19 protein-coding genes are annotated in these 22,285 nt (G+C 74.1%); 13 read left to right on the top strand and 6 right to left on the bottom strand.

Features of this window, described 5'->3' with window-relative positions; all coding sequences use genetic code 11:
- Positions 1-89: 89 nt before the first annotated feature.
- Positions 90-755 (bottom strand): potassium channel family protein, encoded by a 666-nt coding sequence (locus tag BM165_RS18590; protein ID WP_075015030.1) that lies wholly within the window; start codon positions 753-755, stop codon positions 90-92.
- Positions 755-1,420, bottom strand: a complete 666-nt coding sequence (locus BM165_RS18585; RefSeq protein ID WP_075015029.1) for a potassium channel family protein — start codon at positions 1,418-1,420, stop codon at positions 755-757. Before BM165_RS18585 ends, BM165_RS18590 begins: the two co-directional genes overlap by 1 nt.
- A 168-nt stretch (positions 1,421-1,588) precedes the next feature.
- On the opposite strand from BM165_RS18585, the gene BM165_RS18580 reads away from it, so the two are divergent.
- The 7 genes from BM165_RS18580 (at position 1,589) to dxs (ending at position 8,531) form a co-directional block, all read left to right on the top strand.
- Positions 1,589-3,625, top strand: a complete 2,037-nt coding sequence (locus BM165_RS18580) for an APC family permease (RefSeq protein ID WP_075015098.1) — start codon at positions 1,589-1,591, stop codon at positions 3,623-3,625.
- On the top strand, positions 3,618-4,976 hold the full coding sequence (locus BM165_RS18575) for a class I SAM-dependent RNA methyltransferase (protein ID WP_083427494.1): 1,359 nt from the start codon (positions 3,618-3,620) through the stop codon (positions 4,974-4,976). Before BM165_RS18580 ends, BM165_RS18575 begins: the two co-directional genes overlap by 8 nt.
- On the top strand, positions 4,973-5,182 hold the full coding sequence (locus BM165_RS18570) for a hypothetical protein (protein ID WP_075015028.1): 210 nt from the start codon (positions 4,973-4,975) through the stop codon (positions 5,180-5,182). The genes BM165_RS18575 and BM165_RS18570 overlap by 4 nt, the downstream gene beginning before the upstream one ends.
- A gap of 39 nt (positions 5,183-5,221) precedes the next feature.
- Positions 5,222-5,818, top strand: a complete 597-nt coding sequence (locus BM165_RS18565; RefSeq protein ID WP_075015027.1) for a histidine phosphatase family protein — start codon at positions 5,222-5,224, stop codon at positions 5,816-5,818.
- Positions 5,815-6,042 carry a DUF4177 domain-containing protein gene (locus BM165_RS18560; protein WP_075015026.1) on the top strand — a complete coding sequence of 76 codons (228 nt, stop codon included), beginning with the start codon at positions 5,815-5,817 and terminating at the stop codon, positions 6,040-6,042. Before BM165_RS18565 ends, BM165_RS18560 begins: the two co-directional genes overlap by 4 nt.
- A 65-nt stretch (positions 6,043-6,107) precedes the next feature.
- A complete protein-coding gene (locus tag BM165_RS18555) occupies positions 6,108-6,476 on the top strand; it encodes a hypothetical protein (protein WP_083427493.1) in 369 nt (122 codons plus the stop codon).
- Between the two features lie 108 nt (positions 6,477-6,584).
- A complete protein-coding gene (dxs, locus tag BM165_RS18550; protein ID WP_075015024.1) occupies positions 6,585-8,531 on the top strand; it encodes a 1-deoxy-D-xylulose-5-phosphate synthase in 1,947 nt (648 codons plus the stop codon).
- Positions 8,532-8,816: 285 nt separating this feature from the next.
- Here dxs and BM165_RS18545 read toward each other — a convergent pair whose 3' ends face one another.
- Both BM165_RS18545 and BM165_RS18540 read right to left on the bottom strand, forming a co-directional pair.
- Positions 8,817-10,901 carry a 3-hydroxyacyl-CoA dehydrogenase NAD-binding domain-containing protein gene (locus BM165_RS18545; RefSeq protein WP_075015023.1) on the bottom strand — a complete coding sequence of 695 codons (2,085 nt, stop codon included), beginning with the start codon at positions 10,899-10,901 and terminating at the stop codon, positions 8,817-8,819.
- On the bottom strand, positions 10,898-12,121 hold the full coding sequence (locus BM165_RS18540; protein WP_075015022.1) for a thiolase family protein: 1,224 nt from the start codon (positions 12,119-12,121) through the stop codon (positions 10,898-10,900). Before BM165_RS18540 ends, BM165_RS18545 begins: the two co-directional genes overlap by 4 nt.
- Positions 12,122-12,423: 302 nt before the next feature.
- Here BM165_RS18540 and chvE point away from each other — a divergent pair, with 302 nt between their 5' ends.
- The 6 genes from chvE to BM165_RS18510 all read left to right on the top strand — a co-directional run bounded on the left by chvE (position 12,424) and on the right by BM165_RS18510 (position 20,204).
- Positions 12,424-13,575, top strand: coding sequence for a multiple monosaccharide ABC transporter substrate-binding protein (gene chvE / locus BM165_RS18535; protein WP_075015021.1), 1,152 nt, complete (start codon positions 12,424-12,426; stop codon positions 13,573-13,575).
- 143 nt (positions 13,576-13,718) lie between these two features.
- Positions 13,719-15,257, top strand: coding sequence for a multiple monosaccharide ABC transporter ATP-binding protein (gene mmsA / locus BM165_RS18530; RefSeq protein WP_075015020.1), 1,539 nt, complete (start codon positions 13,719-13,721; stop codon positions 15,255-15,257).
- A complete protein-coding gene (mmsB, locus tag BM165_RS18525) occupies positions 15,254-16,519 on the top strand; it encodes a multiple monosaccharide ABC transporter permease (RefSeq protein WP_075015019.1) in 1,266 nt (421 codons plus the stop codon). Before mmsA ends, mmsB begins: the two co-directional genes overlap by 4 nt.
- 146 nt (positions 16,520-16,665) lie before the next feature.
- Positions 16,666-17,721, top strand: a complete 1,056-nt coding sequence (locus tag BM165_RS18520; protein ID WP_244274319.1) for a LacI family DNA-binding transcriptional regulator — start codon at positions 16,666-16,668, stop codon at positions 17,719-17,721.
- Between the two features lie 106 nt (positions 17,722-17,827).
- Positions 17,828-19,423 carry a xylulokinase gene (locus BM165_RS18515; protein ID WP_075015018.1) on the top strand — a complete coding sequence of 532 codons (1,596 nt, stop codon included), beginning with the start codon at positions 17,828-17,830 and terminating at the stop codon, positions 19,421-19,423.
- Between the two features lie 100 nt (positions 19,424-19,523).
- Positions 19,524-20,204 carry an L-ribulose-5-phosphate 4-epimerase gene (locus tag BM165_RS18510; RefSeq protein WP_075015017.1) on the top strand — a complete coding sequence of 227 codons (681 nt, stop codon included), beginning with the start codon at positions 19,524-19,526 and terminating at the stop codon, positions 20,202-20,204.
- A 56-nt stretch (positions 20,205-20,260) separates the two neighbouring features.
- Here the strand turns inward: BM165_RS18510 and BM165_RS18505 are convergent, their stop codons facing one another.
- Positions 20,261-21,517 carry an HRDC domain-containing protein gene (locus BM165_RS18505; protein ID WP_075015016.1) on the bottom strand — a complete coding sequence of 419 codons (1,257 nt, stop codon included), beginning with the start codon at positions 21,515-21,517 and terminating at the stop codon, positions 20,261-20,263.
- Positions 21,518-21,568: 51 nt separating this feature from the next.
- Entirely contained in the window at positions 21,569-22,201 is a 633-nt protein-coding gene (locus BM165_RS18500) for a DUF3000 domain-containing protein (RefSeq protein ID WP_083427492.1), read from the bottom strand.
- Positions 22,202-22,285 lie beyond the last annotated feature (84 nt).

Genomic DNA, 22,285 nt, shown 5'->3' with positions numbered 1-22,285 from the left:
GGTCCCCCTCCCCGGGGACCGCCGCGCGGCCGTCCGCCCGGACCCGGCCATCCTGGCCGCGCGGCGGGGCAGCGGTCAACCGCCCCGGATCACGCCCCGGCGGGGGAGAGGACCTGCTGCAGCTGCTCCTCGACGTCGGCGTGCGTGATGAACAGCAGCTCGTCGCCGACCTCGAGGGGCTCGTCGGGGGTGGGCTTGATGACGCGGTCGCCGCGCAGCATGGCGGTGAGCACCGTCTCGCGCGGCAGCGGCACCTCCCGCAGCGGCCGGCCGGCCCACGGGGTGTCCTCGTCGAGGGTGATCTCCACCAGCGTCGCCGCGCCCTTGCGGAAGCTCATCAGCCGGACGACGTCGCCGACGGTCACGGCCTCCTCGACCAGGGCGGCGAGCACCCGAGGCGTGGAGACGGCGACGTCGACGCCCCACGCCTCGGTGTAGAGCCACTCGTTGCGCGGGTCCTTGACCCGGGCGACGACGCGGTTGACCGCGAACTCCGTCTTGGCCAGCAGCGAGACGACCAGGTTGGCCTTGTCGTCGCCGGTGGCCGCGACGACGACGTCGCAGGTGGCCAGCTGCGCCTCCTCGAGGGAGGACACCTCGCACGCGTCGGCCTGCACCCACTCCGCGCCCGGCACCGAGCGCGTGCGGACCTTGCGGCCGTCCTTCTCGATGAGCATCACGGTGTGCCCGTTGGACAGCAGCTCCCCGGCGATGGAGCGGCCGACCGCGCCGGCGCCCACGATGGCCACGCGCATCAGGCCCTGCCCCCCTCGGGGTGCTCGACCGTGTGGTGCACGCGGTCGGAGATGTCGTCGGTCGCGGCGACGACGAGCTGGTCGCCGTCCTGGAGCACCGTGCCCGGCGTGGGCAGCTGGGCCTCGCCGAAGCGGACCAGCCAGGCGGCGCGGGCGCCGGAGGCGGTCTCGAGGTCGGCGAGCCGGCGGCCGACCCACCCGTCGGTGACGGTCACCCGCATGAGCAGCACCTTGCCGGTGGGCTCGCGCCAGATCTCGCTGACCTTGACCGACAGCAGCTCGCGCATCAGCCGGTTCACCGTCCACGGGACGGTGGCCACGCTCGGGATGCCCATCCGCTCGAACACCTCGGCCCGCTTGGAGTCGTAGATGCGGGCGACGACGTGCTGGACGCCGAAGGTCTCCCGCGCCACCCGGGCGCTGATGATGTTGGAGTTGTCGCCGCTGCTGACCGCCGCGAAGGCCCCGGCCGAGTCGATGCCGGCGTCGAGGAGCGTCTGCCGGTCGAAGCCCAGCCCGGTGACCTGGCGGCCGGTGAACTCCGGGCCCAGCCGGCGGAACGCCTCGGGGTCCTGGTCGATGACCGCGACGCTGTGGCCGATCTGCTCCAGCCGGCGCGCGATCGCCGAGCCGACGCGGCCGCAGCCCATCACGACCACGTGCACGTGTCGCTCCTGCCGTCCGCTCGCGGGCGCCGTCCGCCCGCACACCGGGCGCGAAGCTACACCCGCCACGGGCCCCGGCGGGGCGCCGCGTCAGGGCTCCCACCCCGCCGGGCGAGCCGCCCGGCGCGGGTGGGCTCACCGGGCCCCGGCGTCCGTACCATCGCCGCCGTGCCCAGCCTGTCCGACCTCGGGCAACTCCCGAAACGCCTCGTCCTGGGCCGCCCCGTGCGCAGCGACCGGCTCGGGGAGTCCCTGCTGCCGAAGCGTCTCGCGCTGCCGATCTTCGCCAGCGACCCGCTCTCGTCCGTGGCGTACGCCACGCAGGAGCTCCTGGTCATCCTCGCCCTGGCCGGGACGGCGTACCTGTACCTGACCCCGTGGCTGGCGGTCGGCGTGGTGGTCCTGCTGATCACGGTGGTGGCGTCCTACCGGCAGGTGGTGCGCGCCTACCCGTCCGGTGGTGGCGACTACGAGGTGGCCATGGTGAACCACGGCCAGTTCGCGGGCCTCGTGGTGGCCAGTGCGCTGCTCATCGACTACGTGCTCACCGTGGCCGTGTCGGTGTCGGCCGGCACGGACAACATCATCTCGGCCTTCCCCGCCCTCGACGAGCACCGGGTCGCCATCGCCCTGGGCCTGGTGGCCCTGCTCGCGGCGCTCAACCTGCGTGGGCTCCGGGAGTCCGGGCGGGCCTTCGCCGCCCCCACCTACCTGTTCATCTCCGCGATCCTGGTGATGATCGCCACCGGCCTGGTGCGGTACTTCGTCACCGGCCCGGACCTGGTGGCCGAGAGCGCCGGGTACACGATCAGCCCGCAGGCCGACTACGCCGAGCTGGGTGGGCTGGCGCTGGTCCTGCTCGTGCTCCGCGCCTTCGCCTCCGGCTGCACGGCGCTGACCGGCGTGGAGGCGATCGCGAACGGCGTCCCGGCCTTCCGTCCGCCCAAGAGCCGCAACGCCGCCACCACCCTGGCCCTCATGGGCGGTGTGGCGGCGACGATGTTCGCCGGCATCACCGCGCTGGCCCTGCTGTCCGACGTCCGCTACGCCGAGTCCGCGTGCGACCTGGTCGGCTTCACCGACTGCGAGACCCAGCCGCAGCGGACGGTCATCGCGCAGGTGGCGGCGGCCACCTTCGGTGGGTCCCAGTCGGTGGGCTTCTTCGCCGTGCAGGCGTTCACCGCCGCCGTCCTCGTCCTCGCGGCGAACACCGCCTTCAACGGCTTCCCGCTGCTGGGCTCGGTGCTGGCCCAGGACCGCTTCCTGCCCCGGCAGCTCCACACCCGCGGGGACAAGCTCGCCTTCAGCAACGGCATCCTGCTGCTGGCGGGGTTCGCCGCCCTGCTGATCGTCGTCTTCGAGGCGTCGGTCACCGAGCTGATCCAGCTCTACATCCTCGGGGTGTTCATCAGCTTCAGCATCGGTCAGTGGGGGATGGTCCGGCACTGGAACCGCGAGCTGCGCTCCGGCACGGACGCCGGCGACCGGGCACGGATGCGCCGCTCGCAGGCGATCAACCTCACAGGAGCCACGCTCACGACCGTCGTGCTGGCGGTCATCGTGGTGACCAAGTTCGTCCACGGCGCCTGGCTGGTGCTGGTGTCCATGCCGTTCCTCATCGTCCTCATGCGGGCGATCAACCGGCACTACTCGCACGTCGCCGACCAGCTGCGGCCCGACACCGACTCGCGGCTGCTGCCCAGCAAGGTGCACGCCATCGTGCTGGTCTCCAAGGTGCACAAGCCGACGCTGCGCGCGCTCGCCTTCGCGCGGGCGACCCGGCCGGACGTGCTGACCGCGCTGACGGTCAACGTCGACGACGCCGACACCCGCGGGCTGCAGGGCGACTGGGACCGCTACGACATCCCCGTCCCGCTGACCGTGCTGGAGTCGCCGTACCGCGAGATCACCCGGCCGGTCGTCGACTACGTCAAGGCGATCCGCCGCAGCAGCCCGCGGGAGCTGGTCATCGTCTTCGTGCCGCAGTACGTCGTCGGACACTGGTGGGAGAACGTGCTGCACAACCAGAGCGCGCTGCGGCTGCGGGCCCGCCTGCAGTTCCAGCCCGGCGTCATGATCACCACGGTGCCGTGGCAGCTGGAGAGCTCGATCGGCCGCGACGACGACCGGCGGGACGGCCCGATGCCCGGCGACCTGCGCCGCGGCCTCACCGACGACCAGGTCGAGTCGACGCCCTATGGCTGAAGGACCCCGCCCCCCTCACCCCTCGCGAGCTCGGGCCGAGCCTCCGGGCGGGGCCGGCCGCCGGTCCCGTGCCGCCCGTGCGTCCCGTCCCGAGCGTGGGGCGGGGTGGACCGGGCGGGAGTTCGAGGTCGCCGTCGGGCAGGTCGCGCACGGCGGGCACTGCGTGGCACGCCACGAGGGCCGGGTGGTGTTCGTCCGGCACGCGCTGCCCGGTGAGCGGGTGCGCGTGCGGGTCACCGAGGACCGCCAGCCCGGCTACTGCCGGGCCGACGCCGTCGAGGTGCTCGAGGCCTCGCCCGACCGGGTCGAGCGGCCGTGCCCGTACAGCGGGCCCGGGCGCTGCGGCGGCTGCGACTGGCAGCACGTGTCCTGGGAGGGGCAGCGGCGGCTCAAGGCCGACGTCGTCCGCGAGCAGCTCAGCCGGCTGGGCGGGCTCGAGCCCGCCGACCCGCTGCTGGCCGGGCTCGTCGTCGAGGCGCTCCCGGGCGGGCCGCTGCGCTGGCGGTCGCGGGCCCGGTTCGCCGTCGACCGGGCCGGGACGCCCGGGCTGCGGCGCCACCGGTCCCACGACCTGTTCCCCCTCGACGACTGCCCGATCACCGTCGAGCCCGCCGCGCAGGCGGTGCTGACGCGCCGCTGGCCCGGCGCCGGGGCGGTCGACGTCGCCGTCGACTCCGCGGGGACGGTCACCACCACCCGGCTCGACCGCCGGGGCGTGCCGACGACGACCCGGGTGCTGCGCGCCGGGGCGGACGCCCCGGAGGCGGCCGGCGGCCGCGCGGGGCGGCACGCCGCCGGCCGCGACTGGGAAGTCGAGGGCACCGGCTTCTGGCAGGTGCACGGCTCGGCGGCCGACGCGCTGGTGTCGGCGGTGGCCGGGTCGGCGGCGGTGCGGCCCGGGGAGACGGTGCTCGACCTCTACGCCGGCGCCGGCCTGTTCGGCGGCGCGCTGGCGCCCGCGGTGGGCGAGTCGGGCCGCGTGGTGTGCGTGGAGGCTGACGAAGGGGCGTGCGCCGCGGCGGAGGCGAACCTGGCCGGGCTGCCGCAGGCCGAGGTCTGGCAGGGCGAGGTGGACGCCGAGGGGCTCACCGGCCTGCTGGAGGAGCTCGGCGGGGCTCCCGACGTCGTCGTGCTCGACCCGCCGCGCGCCGGCGCGGGTCCGGCGGTCAGCCGGGTGCTCGCCGGCACCGGGGCGCGCGCCGTCGTCTACGTGGCCTGCGACCCGGCGTCGCTGGGCCGCGACGTCGCCGCCTTCGCCGCGGCCGGGTACCGGCTCACCGCGCTGCGCGCCTTCGACGCCTTCCCGATGACCGCGCACGTCGAGTGCGTGGCCCTGCTGGAGCCCGCGTGAGCGGCGCCGACACCTGCCCGGTGTGCGGGCAGGCGACCCAGCGCCGCGACAGCGGGGCGCCCGACGAGCGGCACGACGAGGTCACCGACCCGCTGGTGTTCGTCGACCACGACTGGGCGCCGGAGCTGTGGGGCCAGGGCCGGCGGGCCGAGGCCGCACGGTGCCCGGGGTCGGGTCAGAACCGGTCCGGGCACCGGCGCCCCTGAGCACACCGCGCGGGTCGCCGGTGCGGTAGGCACCGGGGCGTGCGGGTCCACGTCGTCACCCATCCCGAGGTCCGGGTCGACCCGGGCGTGCCCGTCCCCGAGTGGGGCCTGTCCGACGCCGGCCGTGCCCGGCTGGCGCACCTGCTCGCCCTGCCGTGGGTGCCGCTGCTGACCCGGGTCGTCAGCAGCGCCGAGCGCAAGGCGCGGGAGACGGCGGCCGCGCTGGCCGGGGCCACCGGGCTGCCGGTCACCGTCGACCCGGACCTGGGGGAGAACGACCGCTCGGCCACCGGGTTCCTGCCGCCCGCGGAGTTCGAGGCCACGGCGGAGGCGTTCTTCGCCCGTCCCACCGAGAGCGTCCGCGGGTGGGAACGGGCGGTCGACGCGCAGGCGCGGGTGGTCGCGGCGGTCGCGCGGGCGGTGACCGGTGCCGGAGGCGACGTCGCGGTCGTCTGCCACGGCGGGGTCGGCACGCTCCTGCTGTGCTCCGTGCTGGGCGTGCCCGTCGACCGGCGCCGGGACCAGCCCGGGCAGGGGAGCGTCTTCTCCTACGACCCCGCGACCGGGGCGGGCGCCGGGCCGTGGGTCCGGCTGGGCGGGGGCGGTGGGAGCGCGGTCGCTACGGTGTCCCGGTGACCTCGTGGGAGTACGCCTCGGTCATCACGGCCAACGACGCCGAGTCCCAGCGTGCCGGGGTGAGCGTCAAGCTGCCCAACGGCAAGCTCGAGCGGCAGCAGGGTGACACCAGCTCGGTGCTCAACCGGCTCGGTGCCGAGGGGTGGGAGCTGGTGAGCTACCACTCCAGCGGCGCCGGCACCTGGGGCTTCGAGCAGTTCTGGCTCAAGCGCCCGGGTCCCTGATCACGACCCGGTGACGACCCGGGTCGCCGGGTCGAACACGCTTCGACCTGCGGCAGACTGCCGGCGTGGGAGCGAGCGTGCCGCCGGGCTGGCCGGAGGAGGTCCGCCCGCCGGGCGCGCCCGACTGGGAGCGCACGGCGGTCACCTGGCTGTTCGACCTCGTGCCGCCGGACTACCGGGCGCACGAGGTGCTGCGGCGCTACCCCGTCCTCCTCGCCCGCATGGCCGGTGACCACGTCGGGGCGGGGCTCGAGGCGGCGCGTGCGGGCTGGCGGACGGTCCGGGTCGACCTCGCCGACCACCTGCCGCCCGACGCGATGGAGGCCGCCGTCGGTGCCTACGAGCGGGAGGGCGCGCGCCTGGCCGCCGCCGCCCGCGGGGTGACCGTCGTGGCCGGCGCGCTGCGCGGCGAGGTGTGGGTGCCCCGGCTCTGAGCGGCCCTTGCGCTCGGCCGGAGCGGTCCCCGGAACGCGACTACAGTGGGCCGGCGGCCCTCGACGAGCCGTGCCCCTGCCGCCGACAGATGAGGACACCGCCGCGCCGTGTCGCTCCTGCGCTCGCTCCGCGACCCCGCCGACCTCCGGGCCCTGCCCGCCGAGCAGCTGCCCGCCCTGGCGGCGGAGATCCGTGACGCGCTGGTCAGCAGCGTCGCCCGCACCGGTGGCCACCTCGGCCCCAACCTCGGCACCGTCGAGCTCACCATCGCCCTGCACCGGGTGTTCGAGTCGCCGCGCGAGCCGATCGTCTTCGACACCGGCCACCAGGCCTACGTGCACAAGATGCTCACCGGCCGGGTCGAGGGCTTCGACCGGCTCCGCCAGCGCGGGGGGCTGTCGGGCTACCCGAGCCGGTCGGAGAGCGAGCACGACTGGGTGGAGAACAGCCACGCCTCCACCGCGCTGTCCTACGCCGACGGGCTGGCCAAGGCCTTCGCCGTCCGCGGCGACCGGCGACCGGTCGTGGCGGTCATCGGCGACGGCGCGCTCACCGGCGGCATGGCCTGGGAGGCGTTGAACAACATCGCGGCGGCGAAGGACCGCCCGGTGGTCATCGTGGTCAACGACAACGGCCGCTCCTACTCGCCGACGATCGGCGGCGTGGCCGACCTCCTGGCCGGCCTGCGGCTGCGCCCCGGCTACGAGCAGGCGCTGCTGGCGATCCGGCAGACGCTGCACCGGGCGCCGGTGGTGGGCTCGGCCCTCTACGACGCGCTGCACGGCCTGAAGAAGGGCGTCAAGGACGTCCTCGCGCCGCAGGGCATGTTCGAGGACCTCGGCCTGAAGTACGTCGGCCCCGTCGACGGCCACGACGTCGAGGTCATGGAGTCGGCGCTGCGCCGGGCGCGGTCCTTCGGCGGTCCGGTGATCGTGCACGCCGTCACCACCAAGGGCTTCGGCTACCCGCCGGCCGAGACCGACCAGGTCGACGCCTGGCACGCCACCGGCGTCTTCGACCCCGACAGCGGCGTCGGCCCGGCCGTCGCCCGCGACTGGACGGCGGCCTTCTCCGACGAGCTGGTGCGCATCGGCGCCGAGCGGGCCGACGTCGTGGCGATCACCGCCGCGATGCTGCACCCCACGGGCCTCGCCGCCTTCGCCGAGCGGTTCCCCGACCGCACCTTCGACGTGGGCATCGCCGAGCAGCACGCGCTGACCAGCGCCGCGGCCATGGCGATGGGCGGCCTGCACCCGGTGGTCGCGGTCTACTCCACGTTCCTCAACCGGGCGTTCGACCAGCTGCTCATGGACGTCGCGCTGCACCGCCAGCCGGTCACCGTCGTCCTCGACCGCGCCGGCGTCACCGGCGCCGACGGCGCCTCGCACAACGGCATGTGGGACATGTCGATCTGCTCGGTGGTGCCCGGGCTGCGGCTGGCCGCGCCGCGCGACGAGCCGACGCTGCGCGAGGCGGTGCGCGAGGCGGTGGCCGTGACCGACGGGCCGACGGTCGTGCGCTTCCCGAAGGGCGCGCCGCCGGTCGACATCCCGGCGCTGGAGCGGCGGGGCCCGGTCGACGTGCTGCGCCGGGGTGAGCGGGCGGACGGGGACGGTGGGGGAGTGGACAGCACCGTGCTGCTGGTCGCCGTCGGCTCGATGGTGCCGATGTGCCTGGCCGCCGCCGAGCGCGCCGCCGACCACGGCATCGGCGTCACCGTCGTCGACCCGCGGTGGGTGCTGCCGGTCGCCGACGAGCTGCTCGACCTCGCCGCCCGGCACCGGCTGGTGGTGACCGTCGAGGACGGCGGGCGGGCCGGCGGCGTCGGCGCGACGCTGAGCCGGGCGCTGCAGGACCGCCAGGTCGACGTGCCGGTGCGGGCGGTGGGCCTGCCGCAGGCCTTCCTCGAGCACGGCAGCGTCGGGCAGGTCCGGGCCGACGTCGGCCTCACCGAGCAGGACGTCGCCCGCCGGATCGCCGAGTGGAGCGCGGTGGTCACCGAGCGCGCCGAGCAGGCGGCCGCCGTCGCGCCCGTGGACGGCGCCCAGCAGTAGCGGGCCTCCCGCCGGGATCAGGTGACCTGATCGTCGCGCGTCCTCCCTCACGTCCCACCGTGCGGGAGGACGCGCTGCGGTGCGGGAGGACGCGCTGCGGTGCGGGAGGACGCGCTGCGGTGCGGGAGGACGACGGGCGGCATCCGGCGCCGGTCGTTCGGGTCGCGACGGGGTCCGGGCACGAGCCGGGGGCCGACCCGCCGCCCGGGACGCCGACGGCCCGGGCCCCACGCGGGGACCCGGGCCGTCGGTCAGCCGTGCACCTCCGCGGAAGTGCACGAGAGGTCATGCCGGGAGGCTCGCCACGCCCTCCGGCAGGAACCGCCGGCCGGTCACGGTCTCGGAGACGCCGCTGCGGTCGAGGTACGCCGAGATCCCGCCCAGCCAGAACGGCCAGCCGGCGCCCAGCAGCATGCACAGGTCGATGTCCTGCACCGCCTGCACGACGCCCTCGTCGAGCATGAGGCGGACCTCCTGGGCCAGCGCCCGCACCGCGCGGTCGCGGACCTGCTCCTCGGTGAGTGGGGAGTCGCCGGCGTCGATGCCCTCGAGGTCGGCGTCGACGACGCTCGGCTCGGAGTAGACCGACGTCTTGCCCAGCTCGACCATCCGCTTGAGCCCCTCGCCGACGGCGAACCGGTCGGGGAAGGCCTCGTGCATGCGCTCGGCCACGTGCAGCGCCACCGGCGGGCCGACGAGCGTCAGCAGGTCGAACGGCGACATCGGCAGGCCCAGCGGGTCGAGCGCCCGGTCGGCCACCGCCACCGGCGTGCCCTGCTCCACCGCCGCGGTGACCTCACCCAGGAAGCGGGTGAGCAGGCGGTTCACCACGAACGCCGGGGCGTCGGCGGTGAGCACGCAGGACTTCTTCAGCGACTTCCCGACGGCGAAGGCGGTGGCCAGCGTGGCGTCGTCGGTCTGCTCGGCGCGCACGACCTCCAGCAGCGGCAGGACCGCGACCGGGTTGAAGAAGTGCAGGCCCACGACCCGCTCCGGGTGCTCGAGCTTGGAGGCCATCTCGGTCACCGACAGCGCGGAGGTGTTGGTCGCGAGCACGCACTCGGCGGAGACGACGGCCTCCACCTCGGCGAACACCTGCTGCTTGACCGACATCTCCTCGAACACCGCCTCGATGACGAGGTCGGCGTCGGCGAACGCGGCCTTGTCCAGCGAGCCGCTGACCAGGCCGGTGAGCCGGTTCAGCCGGTCCGGCGACAGCCGGCCGCGGCCGGCCAGCTTCTCCAGCTCGCCGCGCACGTAGGCCACGCCCTTGTCGACGCGCGCCTGGTCGATGTCGGTGAGCACGACCGGCACCTCCAGCTGCCGCACGAACAGCAGCGCCAGCTGGGACGCCATCAGCCCGGCGCCGACGACGCCGACCTTGGTCACCTTCCGGGCCAGCTTCCGGTCGGGAGCCCCGGCCGGCCGCTTGGCCCGCTTGTTGACCAGGTCGAACGCGTAGAGGCTCGCCCGCAGCTCGTCGCTCATCAGCAGGTCGGTGAGCGCGTCGTCCTCGGCGGCGGTGCCGGCCGTGAACGCCTCACCACCGACGCCGTCCCGGGCGAGGTCGAGCAGCTCGACAGCCCGCAGCGCGCCCGGCGAGGCGTCGCGGGTGCGGGCCGCCACGATCGCCCGGGCCCGCTCGATCGCGGCGTCCCAGCCGGTGCGGTCGACCTCGGGACGGGAGACGACGACGTCGCCGGTCAGGACGCCGACGGCCCACTCGAGCGACCGCTCGAGGAAGTCGGCCGGCTCCAGGACGACGTCGGCGATGCCCAGCGCCGCGGCCTTCGGCGCCCGGGTCATCGTGTTCTGCGCCAGGGCGTTCTCGACCACGACCGTCACCGCCGGGTCGATGCCGATCAGGTTCGGCAGCAGCTGCGTGCCGCCCCACCCGGGCACCAGCCCGAGGAAGACCTCGGGGAAGGCGACCATCGCCGTCGAGGCGATCGTGCGGTACCGGCAGTGCAGGGCCAGCTCCAGGCCGCCGCCGAGCGCGACGCCGTTGACGAAGGCGAACGTCGGGACCGCGGAGTCCTTGAGTCGCCGGAACACCCGGTGGCCGGTCTCGGCGATCTCCCGCGCCTGCCCGGCGGAGGTGACCGCCGGGACGCCCGAGAGGTCCGCGCCGACGGCGAAGACGAACGGCTTGCCGGTGACGGCGATCGCCGCCGGGGCCGGGGTGTGCGCGGCGATCTCGTCGAGCGCGGCGTCCAGGGACGCCAGTCCGCCGGGGCCGAAGGTCGACGGGCGGGTGTGGTCGTGCCCGTTGTCCAGGGTGACCAGGGCGATCTCACCGGCCAGCCCGGGCACCCGCATGTAGCGGACCCGCGCCTCGGTGACGACCTCGTTCTCGAACACCGCGGTCACTTCGCCGCCCCTTCCCAGTTCGGGTTCTCCCAGATCACGGTGGCACCCATGCCCAGGCCCACGCACATGGCGGTCAGGCCGTAGCGGACGTCGGGCCGCTCGGCGAACTGGCGCGACAGCTGCGTCATCAGCCGCACGCCGGAGGAGGCCAGCGGGTGGCCGACGGCGATGGCGCCGCCCCACGGGTTGACCCGCGGGTCGTCGTCGGCGATGCCGAAGTGGTCGAGGAAGGCCAGCACCTGGACGGCGAAGGCCTCGTTGAGCTCGAACAGGCCGATGTCGTCGATGGTCAGGCCGGTGCGGGCCAGCGCGCGCTCGGTCGAGGGGACCGGGCCCACGCCCATCACCTCGGGCTCGACGCCGACGAAGCCGTAGCCTACCAGCCGCATGCCGGCGGTGAGGCCGAGCTCCTGCGCGACCTCCTCGGCGGCGAGGATGCAGCCGGTGGCGCCGTCGTTGAGGCCCGCCGCGTTGCCGGCGGTGACGTGCCCGTGCGGGCGGAACGGCGTCTTGAGCGTGGCCAGGCCCTCGAGGGTCGTGTTCGGCCGCGGCGGCTCGTCGACGGTGGCCAGGCCCCAGCCGTGCTCGGCGCTGCGCGTCGCCACGGTCACCAGCTCCGGGCCGATCTGCCCGTTGGCGACGGCCTTGGCGTACCGCTGCTGGCTGGCCAGGGCGAAGGCGTCGGCCCGCTCCTTGGTCAGGTGCGGGAACCGGTCGTGCAGGTTCTCGGCGGTGGAGCCCATGACGAGCGCCGAGCCGTCGACGAGCTCCTCGCTGAAGAACCGCGGGTTGGGGTCGGCGCCCTCGCCCATCGGGTGGCGGCCCATGTGCTCGACGCCGCCGGCGATGGCGACGTCGTAGGCGCCGAAGGCGATACCGCTGGCGGTGGTGGTGACGGCGGTCATCGCGCCGGCGCACATGCGGTCGATGGCGTAGCCGGGCACCGACGTCGGCAGCCCGGCCAGCAGGGCGGCGGTGCGCCCGATGGTGAGGCCCTGGTCGCCGATCTGGGTGGTGGCGGCGATGGCCACCTCGTCGACGCGGTCGGGCGGCAGTGCCGGGTTGCGGCGCAGCAGCTCACGGATGACGCGGACGACGAGGTCGTCGGCGCGCGTCTCGGCGTAGACGCCCTTCGGGCCGGCCTTGCCGAAGGGGGTGCGCACGCCGTCGACGAAGACGACCTCGCGCAGCGAGCGTGGCCGCCGCTCTTGATTGGACACAGGACCTCCGCAGCGGGGACGGGAGCCGGCCCGGTGGCGGGCGCGACAGGGGAGAAGTTACCCGCCGGTAACCGGATCGTGCGTCACCGGACCCCCTCGGACGGGGGAGTCCCCGTCGGCCCGCGGGACGGGCGGTGGGCCGGTGAGCGGCGCGGACGTCCCGGGCGTTACGCGAACGTGACGAGGAGGTGACCTCTGCGCTCTTGACGCTGCCCCCGTGTTAACGCTCACAATCGTCGCGCTCGCCACAGGCGGGTCTGCGCCGGAGTGCGAGCGCGCAGAGGTCCTGAGAAGGAGAACACGTGAGCAAGAGGCTCGGCTTCGCCGCCCTCGGCGCCTCGATGGCGTTGACCCTGGCGGCCTGCGGCGGCGAGGGCGCCGGCGGGAGCGGCGGCGCCGGCGGGGGTGCCGAAGCGGAGGAACTGACGATCGGCGTCTCGATGCCGACCCAGACCTCCGAGCGCTGGATCGCCGACGGTGAGAACGTCCAGCAGCAGCTGGAGGACGAGGGCTACACCGTCTCCCTGCAGTACGCCGGTGACGACATCCCCACCCAGTCGCAGCAGATCGACCAGATGATCACCGAGGGTGCCGACATCCTCATCATCGCGGCGATCGACGGCACGGCGCTGGCCGGCCAGCTGGAGAACGCGGCGGCCAACGACATCCCGGTCATCTCCTACGACCGGCTGATCCGCGACAGCGAGAACGTCGACTTCTACGTCACGTTCGACAACTTCGAGGTCGGCGTGGCCCAGGCCAACGCCCTCCTGACCGGCCTCGGCCTGCTCAACGCCGACGGCTCGCCGGGCACCGCCACCGGTCCGTTCAACATCGAGCTGTTCGCCGGCTCGCTGGACGACAACAACGCCTTCTTCTTCTTCGACGGCGCCATGTCGGTCCTGAAGCCGCTCATCGACGACGGCACGCTGGTCGTGAAGTCGGGTCAGACCGACATCGAGCAGGCCGCGACCCTGCGCTGGCAGCAGGAGACCGCCCAGCAGCGCATGGAGACCCTGCTGACCTCGACGTACAACGACGGCTCGCGCGTCGACGGCGTCCTCTCGCCCTACGACGGCCTCTCGCGCGGCATCATCACCGCGCTGACCGCTGCCGGGTACGGCCCGAACCTCGACTCGCCGAACCCGATGCCGGTCGTGACCGGTCAGGACGCCGAGATCGCGTCGGTCAAGCTCATCGCCGACGGTGTCCAGAGCTCCACGATCTTCAAGGACACCCGTCTGCTGGCCGAGCAGGCCGTCGTCGCCGCCACGGCCTTCGCCGAGGGCAACGAGCCGGAGGCCAACGACACCGAGACGTACGACAACGGCGTCAAGGTCGTCCCGTCCTACCTGCTGCCGGTCGAGACCGTCTACGCCGACAACATCCAGTCCTCCCTCATCGACTCGGAGTACTGGACCGAGGAGGAGGTCGCGAGCGGCCAGGCGGACTGACGTCCGTCCCCTCCGACCCGGCCGGGTCCGGTAGCGCTGCTGCCGGACCCGGCCGTTCCCGGACCCCGTCCCGGCGCACGCGCGCCGGGACGGGGTCATCCTGATCCCACCGCACACCCGCGCGAGACTGAGGACGACGCCTGATGGCCGACCACATCCTGGAGATGCGCTCCATCACCAAGACCTTCCCCGGCGTCAAGGCGCTGGAGGACGTCAACCTCGCGGTCGAGCGCGGGGAGATCCACGCCATCTGCGGCGAGAACGGCGCCGGCAAGTCGACGCTGATGAAGGTGCTCTCCGGGGTGTACCCGACGGGCAGCTACGAGGGCGAGATCGTCTACAACGGCGAGGTCGTGCGCTTCGGCGGCATCCGCGACAGCGAGCACGTGGGCATCGTGATCATCCACCAGGAGCTCGCCCTGGTGCCCTACCTGTCGATCGCGGAGAACATCTTCCTCGGCAGCGAGCGGCGCGGGCGCTTCGGCCTCATCGACTGGAACGCGGCCAACGCCGCGGCCGGCGAGCTGCTGCGCTCGGTGGGGCTCGACGAGAACCCGGTCACCCCGGTGGGCCAGCTCGGCGTCGGCAAGCAGCAGCTGGTCGAGATCGCCAAGGCGCTGTCGAAGGACGTCAAGCTGCTGATCCTCGACGAGCCGACCGCCGCGCTGAACGACACCGACTCCGAGCACCTGCTCGGCCTGCTGCGCCGGCTCCGGGACCGCGGCATCACCTGCATCATGATCTCGCACAAGCTCAACGAGATCACCGCGGTCTCCGACAACGTGACCGTCATCCGCGACGGCAGGACGGTGGAGACGCTGAGCCTGGCCTCCGGCGAGGTCACCCAGGAGCGCATCATCCGCGGCATGGTCGGCCGCGACCTGGAGAGCTACTACCCCGAGCGCGAGTCGCACCCCGGCGAGGAGGTCCTCCGCATCGAGGACTGGACCGTCTGGCATCCCACCCAGGACCGCAAGGTCGTCGACGGCGCCTCCCTCACCGTCCGCGCCGGCGAGGTGGTCGGCATCGCCGGCCTCATGGGCGCCGGCCGCACGGAGCTGGCGATGAGCGTCTTCGGGCGCGCCTACGGCCGCAACATCTCCGGCCGGCTCTTCGTGCACGGCAAGGAGATCCGGCCGCACAACGTCTCCGACGCCATCGACGCCGGGATCGCCTACGCCACCGAGGACCGCAAGCACTACGGCCTCAACCTCATCGAGGACATCCGGCGCAACGTCTCCGCGGCCGCCCTCGGCAAGCTCTCCACCCGGGGCTTCGTCAACGGCAACGAGGAGATCAAGGTCGCCGAGGGCTACCGCCAGAGCATGAACGTCAAGGCCCCGAGCGTGACCTCCGTCGTCGGCAAGCTCTCCGGCGGCAACCAGCAGAAGGTCGTGCTGTCCAAGTGGCTGTTCACCGACCCGGAGGTGCTGATCCTCGACGAGCCCACCCGCGGCATCGACGTCGGTGCGAAGTACGAGATCTACACGATCATCAACCGGCTGGTCGCGGCCGGGAAGGCGGTGCTGGTCATCTCCTCGGAGCTGCCCGAGCTGCTGGGCATCTGCGACCGCATCTACACGCTGTCGGCGGGACGGATCACCGGTGAGGTGCCCGTCGCCCAGGCGACCCAGGAGAACCTGATGCAGCTCATGACCAAGGAGAAGGAGCTCGCGGCATGACCAGGACCGTCCCCCCCTCGTCCGAGCCCGAAGCCCAGACGGCCACCGCGCCCAAGGACGTCGCGCCCGCGGCCGCGCTCAACGCCGGCACCAGCGACGTCCGCGCACTGCTGACCAGCAACCTGCGGCAGAGCGGCATCTACGTCGCGTTCGTCGTCATCGTCGCGCTGTTCGCGATCCTGACCGGGGGCACGTCGCTGAGCCCCGGCAACGTCACGAACATGGTCCTGCAGTACAGCTACATCCTGATCCTGGCCATCGGCATGGTGATCGTGATCATCGCCGGGCACATCGACCTGTCGGTCGGGTCGGTGGTCGCGCTGACGGGGGCCACGTCGGCGGTCCTGGTCATCCGCCAGGGCATGCCGTGGTACGTCGGCGTCCTGGCCGCCATCGCCGTCGGCCTGCTCATCGGCGCCTGGCAGGGCTTCTGGGTGGCCTACGTCGGGATCCCGGCCTTCATCGTGACCCTGGCCGGCATGCTGCTGTTCCGCGGCCTGACCCTGCAGGTGCTGGACAACATCTCGCTCTCGCCGTTCCCCTCGCAGTACGGCCGGATCGCCGGCGGCTTCCTCAACGGCCTCCTCGGCGGCAACGGCTACGACGCGTTCACCCTGCTGATCGGCGCCATCGCCGTCGCCGGCTACGCGTTCAGCAACTTCCGCACCCGCCTCGCCCGGGTCAAGTACCAGCAGCCGGTCGAGTCCTTCCCGCTCTTCGTGGCCAAGATCGTCGCCGTCGGCGCCGTCGTCATGGCCTTCGCCTGGCAGCTCGCGCACGCCCGCGGCCTGCCGATCGTGCTGATCATCCTGGCCGTGCTCATCCTGGCCTACGGCGTGATCACCAAGCGCACCGTCTTCGGTCGCCAGGTCTACGCCATCGGCGGCAACCTGTCGGCGGCGACGCTGTCGGGCGTCAAGGTCCGGGCGGTCAACTTCTGGATCTTCGTGAACATGGGCTTCCTGGCGGCCATCGCCGGCGTGGTCTTCTCCTCGCGGTCCAACGGTGCCCAGCCCAACGCCGGCAACATGTTCGAGCTCGACGCGATCGCCGCGGCCTTCATCGGCGGTGCGGCGGTCACCGGCGGCGTCGGCACCGTCATCGGCGCCATGGTCGGCGGCCTGATCATGGCCGTCATGACCAACGGCATGCAGATCCTGGGCGTCGACCAGTCCCTGCAGTCGGTGGTCAAGGGCCTGGTGCTGCTGCTGGCCGTGGCCTTCGACGTCTACAACAAGCGGCGGGCCGGCTCCTCGCGCTGACCTCCCGGGTGCCCCGCGGCGGACTCCGCCGCGGGGCACCACCGTGTCCGGGACACGACGGGCGGACACGGCGAGCGGGGCAGGACCAGCCGGGCACGACGCGCGGGGCCGGGGACGGCCCGGGAGGGGAGACCGTGGAGTCCGGCGTGGCGTCGCGCGCACTGGTCATGGCCGACGTCGCCGCGTGGGCGGGGGTCTCCCACCAGACGGTCTCCCGGGTCGTCAACGGGCACCCCAACGTCGCGCCGCGGACCCGGGAGCGGGTCGAGCAGGCGATCGCCCAGCTCGGCTACCGGCCCAACTACGCGGCCCGTGCCCTGGTCACCGGCTGCTCCCGGACCATCGGCCTGGTCACCGTCCACGTCAACCACTACGGGCCGGCACAGACGCTGATCGGCCTGGAGAAGGCCGCCCGCGTGGCCGGCTACTCCCTGTCGGTCTCGATCCTCGACGAGGCCACCGCGGCCGCCGTGCGCGAGGCGGTCGACCGGCTGGTGTCCCATCGCGTCGACGCGGTGGTGGCGCTGTCGACCTACGACGACGCCGCCCGTGCCATCGGCCTCCTCGAGACACCCGTGCCGCTGGTCACCGTCCAGGTCTCGGGTGGGGAGGGCCGGCCGGCCGTCGGCGTCGACCAGGAGGCCGGGGCCCGGCTGGCGACCGCCCACCTGCTGTCGCTGGGGCACCGCACCGTCCACCACGTCACCGGCCCGGAGGGCTCGCAGGAGGCGCGCGGGCGCGTCACCGGCTGGCGCGACGTGCTCGAAGCCGCGGGCGCCCCCGTGCCGCCGCCGCTGTGCGGCGACTGGACGGCGCCGTCCGGGCACGCGGCCGGGCGGCAGCTCGCCGACCGCATCCGTCGCGGTGAGGAGGTCACCGCCGTCTTCCTCGCCAACGACCACATGGCCCTCGGGCTGCTCGCCGCGCTGCACGAGGAGGGGCTGTCGGTCCCCGATGACGTGAGCGTCGTCGGGTTCGACGACCTCCCCGAGGCCCCGTACCTGGCCCCGCCGCTGACCACCGTCCGGCAGGACTTCGCCGAGCTCGGCCGTCGCGGCGTGCAGCTGGTGCTCGCCCGGCTGGCCGGCGAGGACGTCGTGCCCGAGCCCGTGGTGCCCGTGCTCGTCGTGCGGTCGAGCACGGGCCCCGTCCCGGTGAGCAGGACCCCGGCGGGGCGTGACGGCCACCCCTGTTATCGCTAACATCCCCACGACCGGCCTCGTCCGCGACGGGCGCGGACCCGGCGGTGCCGGGCCGGGCGGGCTCCGGGACCGGGCACTGCACTCGAGGGCGAGAGGGTCGCGAGACATGACGATGGATGCCGGCGAGGCGATCACCGGAGGCCGCACGGCCCTGGGGATCGAGCTGGGGTCGACCCGCATCAAGGCGGTTCTCGTCGGACCGGACCACGCTCCGCTCGCCGTCGGCAGCTACGACTGGGAGAACCAGTTCGTCGACCGGCGGTGGACGTACTCGCTGGACGCCGTCTGGGCCGGGGTGCAGGACAGCATCGCGGCGCTGGCCGACGACGTGCGGCGACGCCACGGCGTCGAGCTGCCGGGGGTCGGCGCGCTCGGCGTGTCGGCGATGATGCACGGCTACCTGGCGTTCGACGCCGACGGTGAGCTGCTCACGCCCTTCCGCACGTGGCGCAACACGAACACGGGCCGGGCGACGGAGCGCCTCAGCGCGGAGTTCGGCGTCAACATCCCGCACCGCTGGAGCGTCGCGCACCTCTACCAGGCGATCCTGGACGGGGAGGAGCACGTCGGCCGGCTCGACCACCTCACGACCCTGGCCGGCTACGTGCACCGGCAGCTCACCGGCGAGAAGGTCCTCGGTGTCGGCGACGCCAGCGGCATGTTCCCGATCGACGCCGGCACCGGCGCCTACTCCGCTCCGATGCTCACCCGGTTCGACGAGCTCGCCGCCGAGGCCGGGGTCGAGCTGACCCTCGCCGACCTGCTGCCCAGGATCGCGTCCGCCGGCGAGCCGGCCGGCGAGCTCACCCAGGCGGGCGCGCAGCTGCTCGACCCGTCGGGGCGGCTGCGCCCCGGCATCCCGCTGTGCCCGCCGGAGGGTGACGCCGGCACGGGGATGGTCGCCACCAACTCCGTCGCCCCGCGCACCGGCAACGTCTCCGCCGGGACGAGCATCTTCGCCATGGTCGTGCTCGAGGGCGACCTCGCCCGGATGCACCACGAGATCGACCTCGTGACGACGCCGGCCGGCGACCCGGTGGCCATGGTGCACTGCAACAACGGCGCCAGTGAGCTGGACGCCTGGGCCGGCCTGTTCACCGAGTTCGCCCGGGCGCTGGGCACCGAGGTGGACCCGTCGACCGTCTTCGAGGTCCTGTTCACGGCCGCGCTCGGTGGTGCCAGCGACGGCGGCGGGATGCTGGCCTACAACTACCTCTCCGGGGAGCCGATCACCGGTCTCGAGGAGGGGCGGCCGCTGTTCGTGCGGTCCCCGGACAGCAGGTTCGACCTCGCCACCTTCATGCGGACGCACCTGTTCGCGTCGCTCGCCACGCTGCGGATCGGCATGGACGTCCTGCAGAAGACCGAGGGCGTGCGGCTCGACCGGATGTTCGCGCACGGCGGCCTGTTCCGGACCAGGGGCGTGGCACAGCGCTTCCTGGCCGCCGCGATCGACACCCCGGTGTCCGTCGGGGACGTGGCTGCCGAGGGTGGCGCCTGGGGGATCGCCGTCCTGGCGGCCTTCGCCACCCGGCGCGCGCCGGGACAGAGCCTGGCCGACTACCTGGACACGACGGTCTTCAGCGGCACCGCCCTGCAGACCGTCCAGCCCGAGCCGGCCGACGTCGCCGGCTTCGACGCGTTCATGCAGCGGTACGTCGCCGGCCTCCCGGTCGAGCGGGCCGCCGTGACGAACGTGTGAGCCCCGTCCTGTCAGTGACCACCCCGGCCGCGGGTACCAGGGTCCCCGCCCCGGACGCCGACGCCGAGACCACGTCCGCCGCACCCGTCGAGGAGCCCGCATGACCACCACCGAGTCGCGCACCGAGCGCGGTACCCACCGGGAGCAGCGCGAGCGCGTCGCCGCCCTGCACGCCGAGCTGACCCGCAACGGGCTGGTCACCTGGACGTCGGGCAACGTGAGCGAGCGGGTGCCGGGCGAGGACCTGTTCGTCATCAAGGGCAGTGGCGTCCTCTACGACGAGCTGACGTGGGAGGGCATCACCGTCTGCGACCTCGACGGCACCGCCGTCGACGGCGTCAAGCGGCCCTCCAGCGACACCGACGCGCACGCCTACGTCTACCGGCACATGCCCGAGGTCAACGGCCAGGTGCACACGCACAGCCCCTACGCCACCGCCTGGGCGGCGCGGGCCGAGCCGATCCCGTGCGTGCTCACCGCGATGGGCGACGAGTTCGGCGGGCCCATCCCGGTCGGCCCGTTCGCCCTCATCGGCGACGACTCGATCGGCCGCGGCATCGTGGCCACGCTGGGCGACTCGCGCTCGCCTGCGGTCCTCATGCAGAACCACGGCGTCTTCACGATCGGCCGGTCGGCGCGGGCCGCGGTCAAGGCGGCGGTCATGACCGAGGACGTCGCCCGCACGGTGCACCTGGCGCGCCAGCTCGGCGAGCCGGTGCCGATCGCGCAGGCCGACATCGACTCCCTCTACGCCCGCTACCAGAACGCCTACGGGCAGTGACGGCGGTCCGGGACCGCTGAGCGCGGCCCGCGCCCGGCCGGGGGACCGGTCTCCGGTCAGGCGCGGGACAGCGCGTCGGTGAGCAGGTCGCGGGTCAACTCGACCTGCCACTCGCGGGCACCGCCGGCCCGCAGCGCCGCGGCGACCGTCGCGGGGTCGCGCGGCTCGGGCGGGGTCCACATCAGCCGGCGGACGAGGTCGGGGGAGAGCAGGTTCTCCACCGGCACGGCGTGCTTCTCCGACAGCTCGGTCAGCGCGGCGCGGGCGGCCTGCTGGCGGGTGGCCGCGGCGGGGTCGCGGTCGGCCCAGCGGTTGACCGGCGGCGGTCCGTCGCCGGGTTTGCTGTGCAGGGGCAGCTCCGCCTCCGGCAGCGCGCGGCCGCGGGCGAGCGCCCCGAACCAGGTGCCCACCAGCCGGCGGTTGGCCCGGCCGCGGAAGACCGGCAGCTCCAGCAGCGCCGACTCCGTCCGCGGGTCGGCCTGGACGGCGGAGACCATCGCGGCGTCGGGCAGCACCCGGCCGGGCGCGACGTCGCGCCGGCGGGCCAGGTCGTCGCGGGCCTCCCACAGCGCCCGCAGCATCCCCAGCTGGCGGCGGCTGCGCAGTCCGTGGACGCCGGAGGTGCGACGCCAGGGGTCCTGCCGCGGCGGGGGCGGCCCGGCGGCGAGCACGGCGGCGAACTCCTGCCGCGCCCACTCGGTCTTGCCCTGCTCGGCCAGCAGTGCGGCGAGCGCGTCGCGCAGGTCGACGAGCACCTCCACGTCGAGCGCGGCGTAGACCAGCCACTCCTCCGGCAGCGGCCGGGTGCTCCAGTCGGCGGCGGAGTGGCCCTTCACCAGCGAGTACCCCAGCAGCGACTCGACGACGGCGGCGAGCCCCACCCGGGGCAGCCCGGCCAGGCGCGCGGCGAGCTCGGTGTCGAAGACCCGCGCCGGGACCAGGCCGATCTCGGCCAGGCACGGCAGGTCCTGGCTGGCCGCGTGCAGCACCCACTCCTCGTCGCCGATCGCGTCCTGGACGGAGGAGAGGTCGGGCAGCGGGACGGGGTCGACCAGGCCGGTGCCGGCGCCGGCGCGGCGCAGCTGCACGAGGTAGGCGCGCTGGCCGTAGCGGTAGCCGGAGGCGCGCTCGGCGTCGACGGCGACCGGGCCGGTGCCGGTCCGCAGCGCGGCGGCGTAGTCGACGAGGGCGGTGGAGGTGTCGATGACCGGTGGCAGGCCGTCGCGCGGAGCGAGGAGGGGGACCGGTGCGGGGCCCTCGGACGAGGATCCGTCGTCCGCGGGCGGGGCGTCGGGGAGGGGCTCGGTGCTCAGTTGCCGTCCACCTTCTCGCCCGTCTCGTCCACCGCTGTTCCGGTTCCGATCCTAGGCGTCGTCGTCGACCGACCCGGAGGGACCCAGGAGGGAGACGCCCGGCGGCGGCAGCCCCGCCGCGGTGCCCAGGACCTCCAGCCACGCGTCGAGGTGGCGGTCCAGCGCGGTGTCCTCGGCGGTCCACGAGGCGCGGATCTCGACGTCGACCGAGTGCTCCGGGCCGGCCAGGTCGCCGAAGCGGGTGGAGGCGGTGCGGGTGACGGTGCCGCCGAGCGCGTGCGCCGCGGCGCCGCAGCCGGACAGGGCCTCGGTCAGCCAGCTCCAGGCGACCTCGGAGAACATCGCGTCGTCGACCATGTGCTCGTCGGTGGCGGCCGACAGGTAGCCGACGCAGCGGGTGGTGCCGTCCCAGGCCTCGTGGCCGGCGGGGTCGTGGAGCACGATGAACCGGCCGACGGCGAGCTCGACCTCGTCGTCGCCCTCGCCCTCGGTGACCCGTGCGCCCAGCGCGTGCGCGAAGGGTGCCAGCCGCTGCGGGGCGGGGATGGGCTCGACGACGATCTCGGGCCGCACGCGCAGCGCGGTCAGCGCGGCGACGCCGGCCGCGAAGTCGGCCGGCGGGGGCTCGGAGGCCGCGCGGGCACCGGCACCCTCCCGGGGACCGGCCAGGCTGCGAGGCTCCACGCTCGCAGGGTAGGGGTCCCGGACCCGCTCTGTCTCGGACGCGCCCGCAGGACCACGGCCCGGACCTGCCCGGATCCGCCCGGA

Source organism: Geodermatophilus obscurus (assembly GCF_900115395.1).
GTDB classification, from domain to species: domain Bacteria; phylum Actinomycetota; class Actinomycetes; order Mycobacteriales; family Geodermatophilaceae; genus Geodermatophilus; species Geodermatophilus obscurus_B.
The sequence above is the reverse complement of the archived record's forward strand: the minus strand, read 5'-3'. Positions and strand labels throughout refer to the sequence as shown.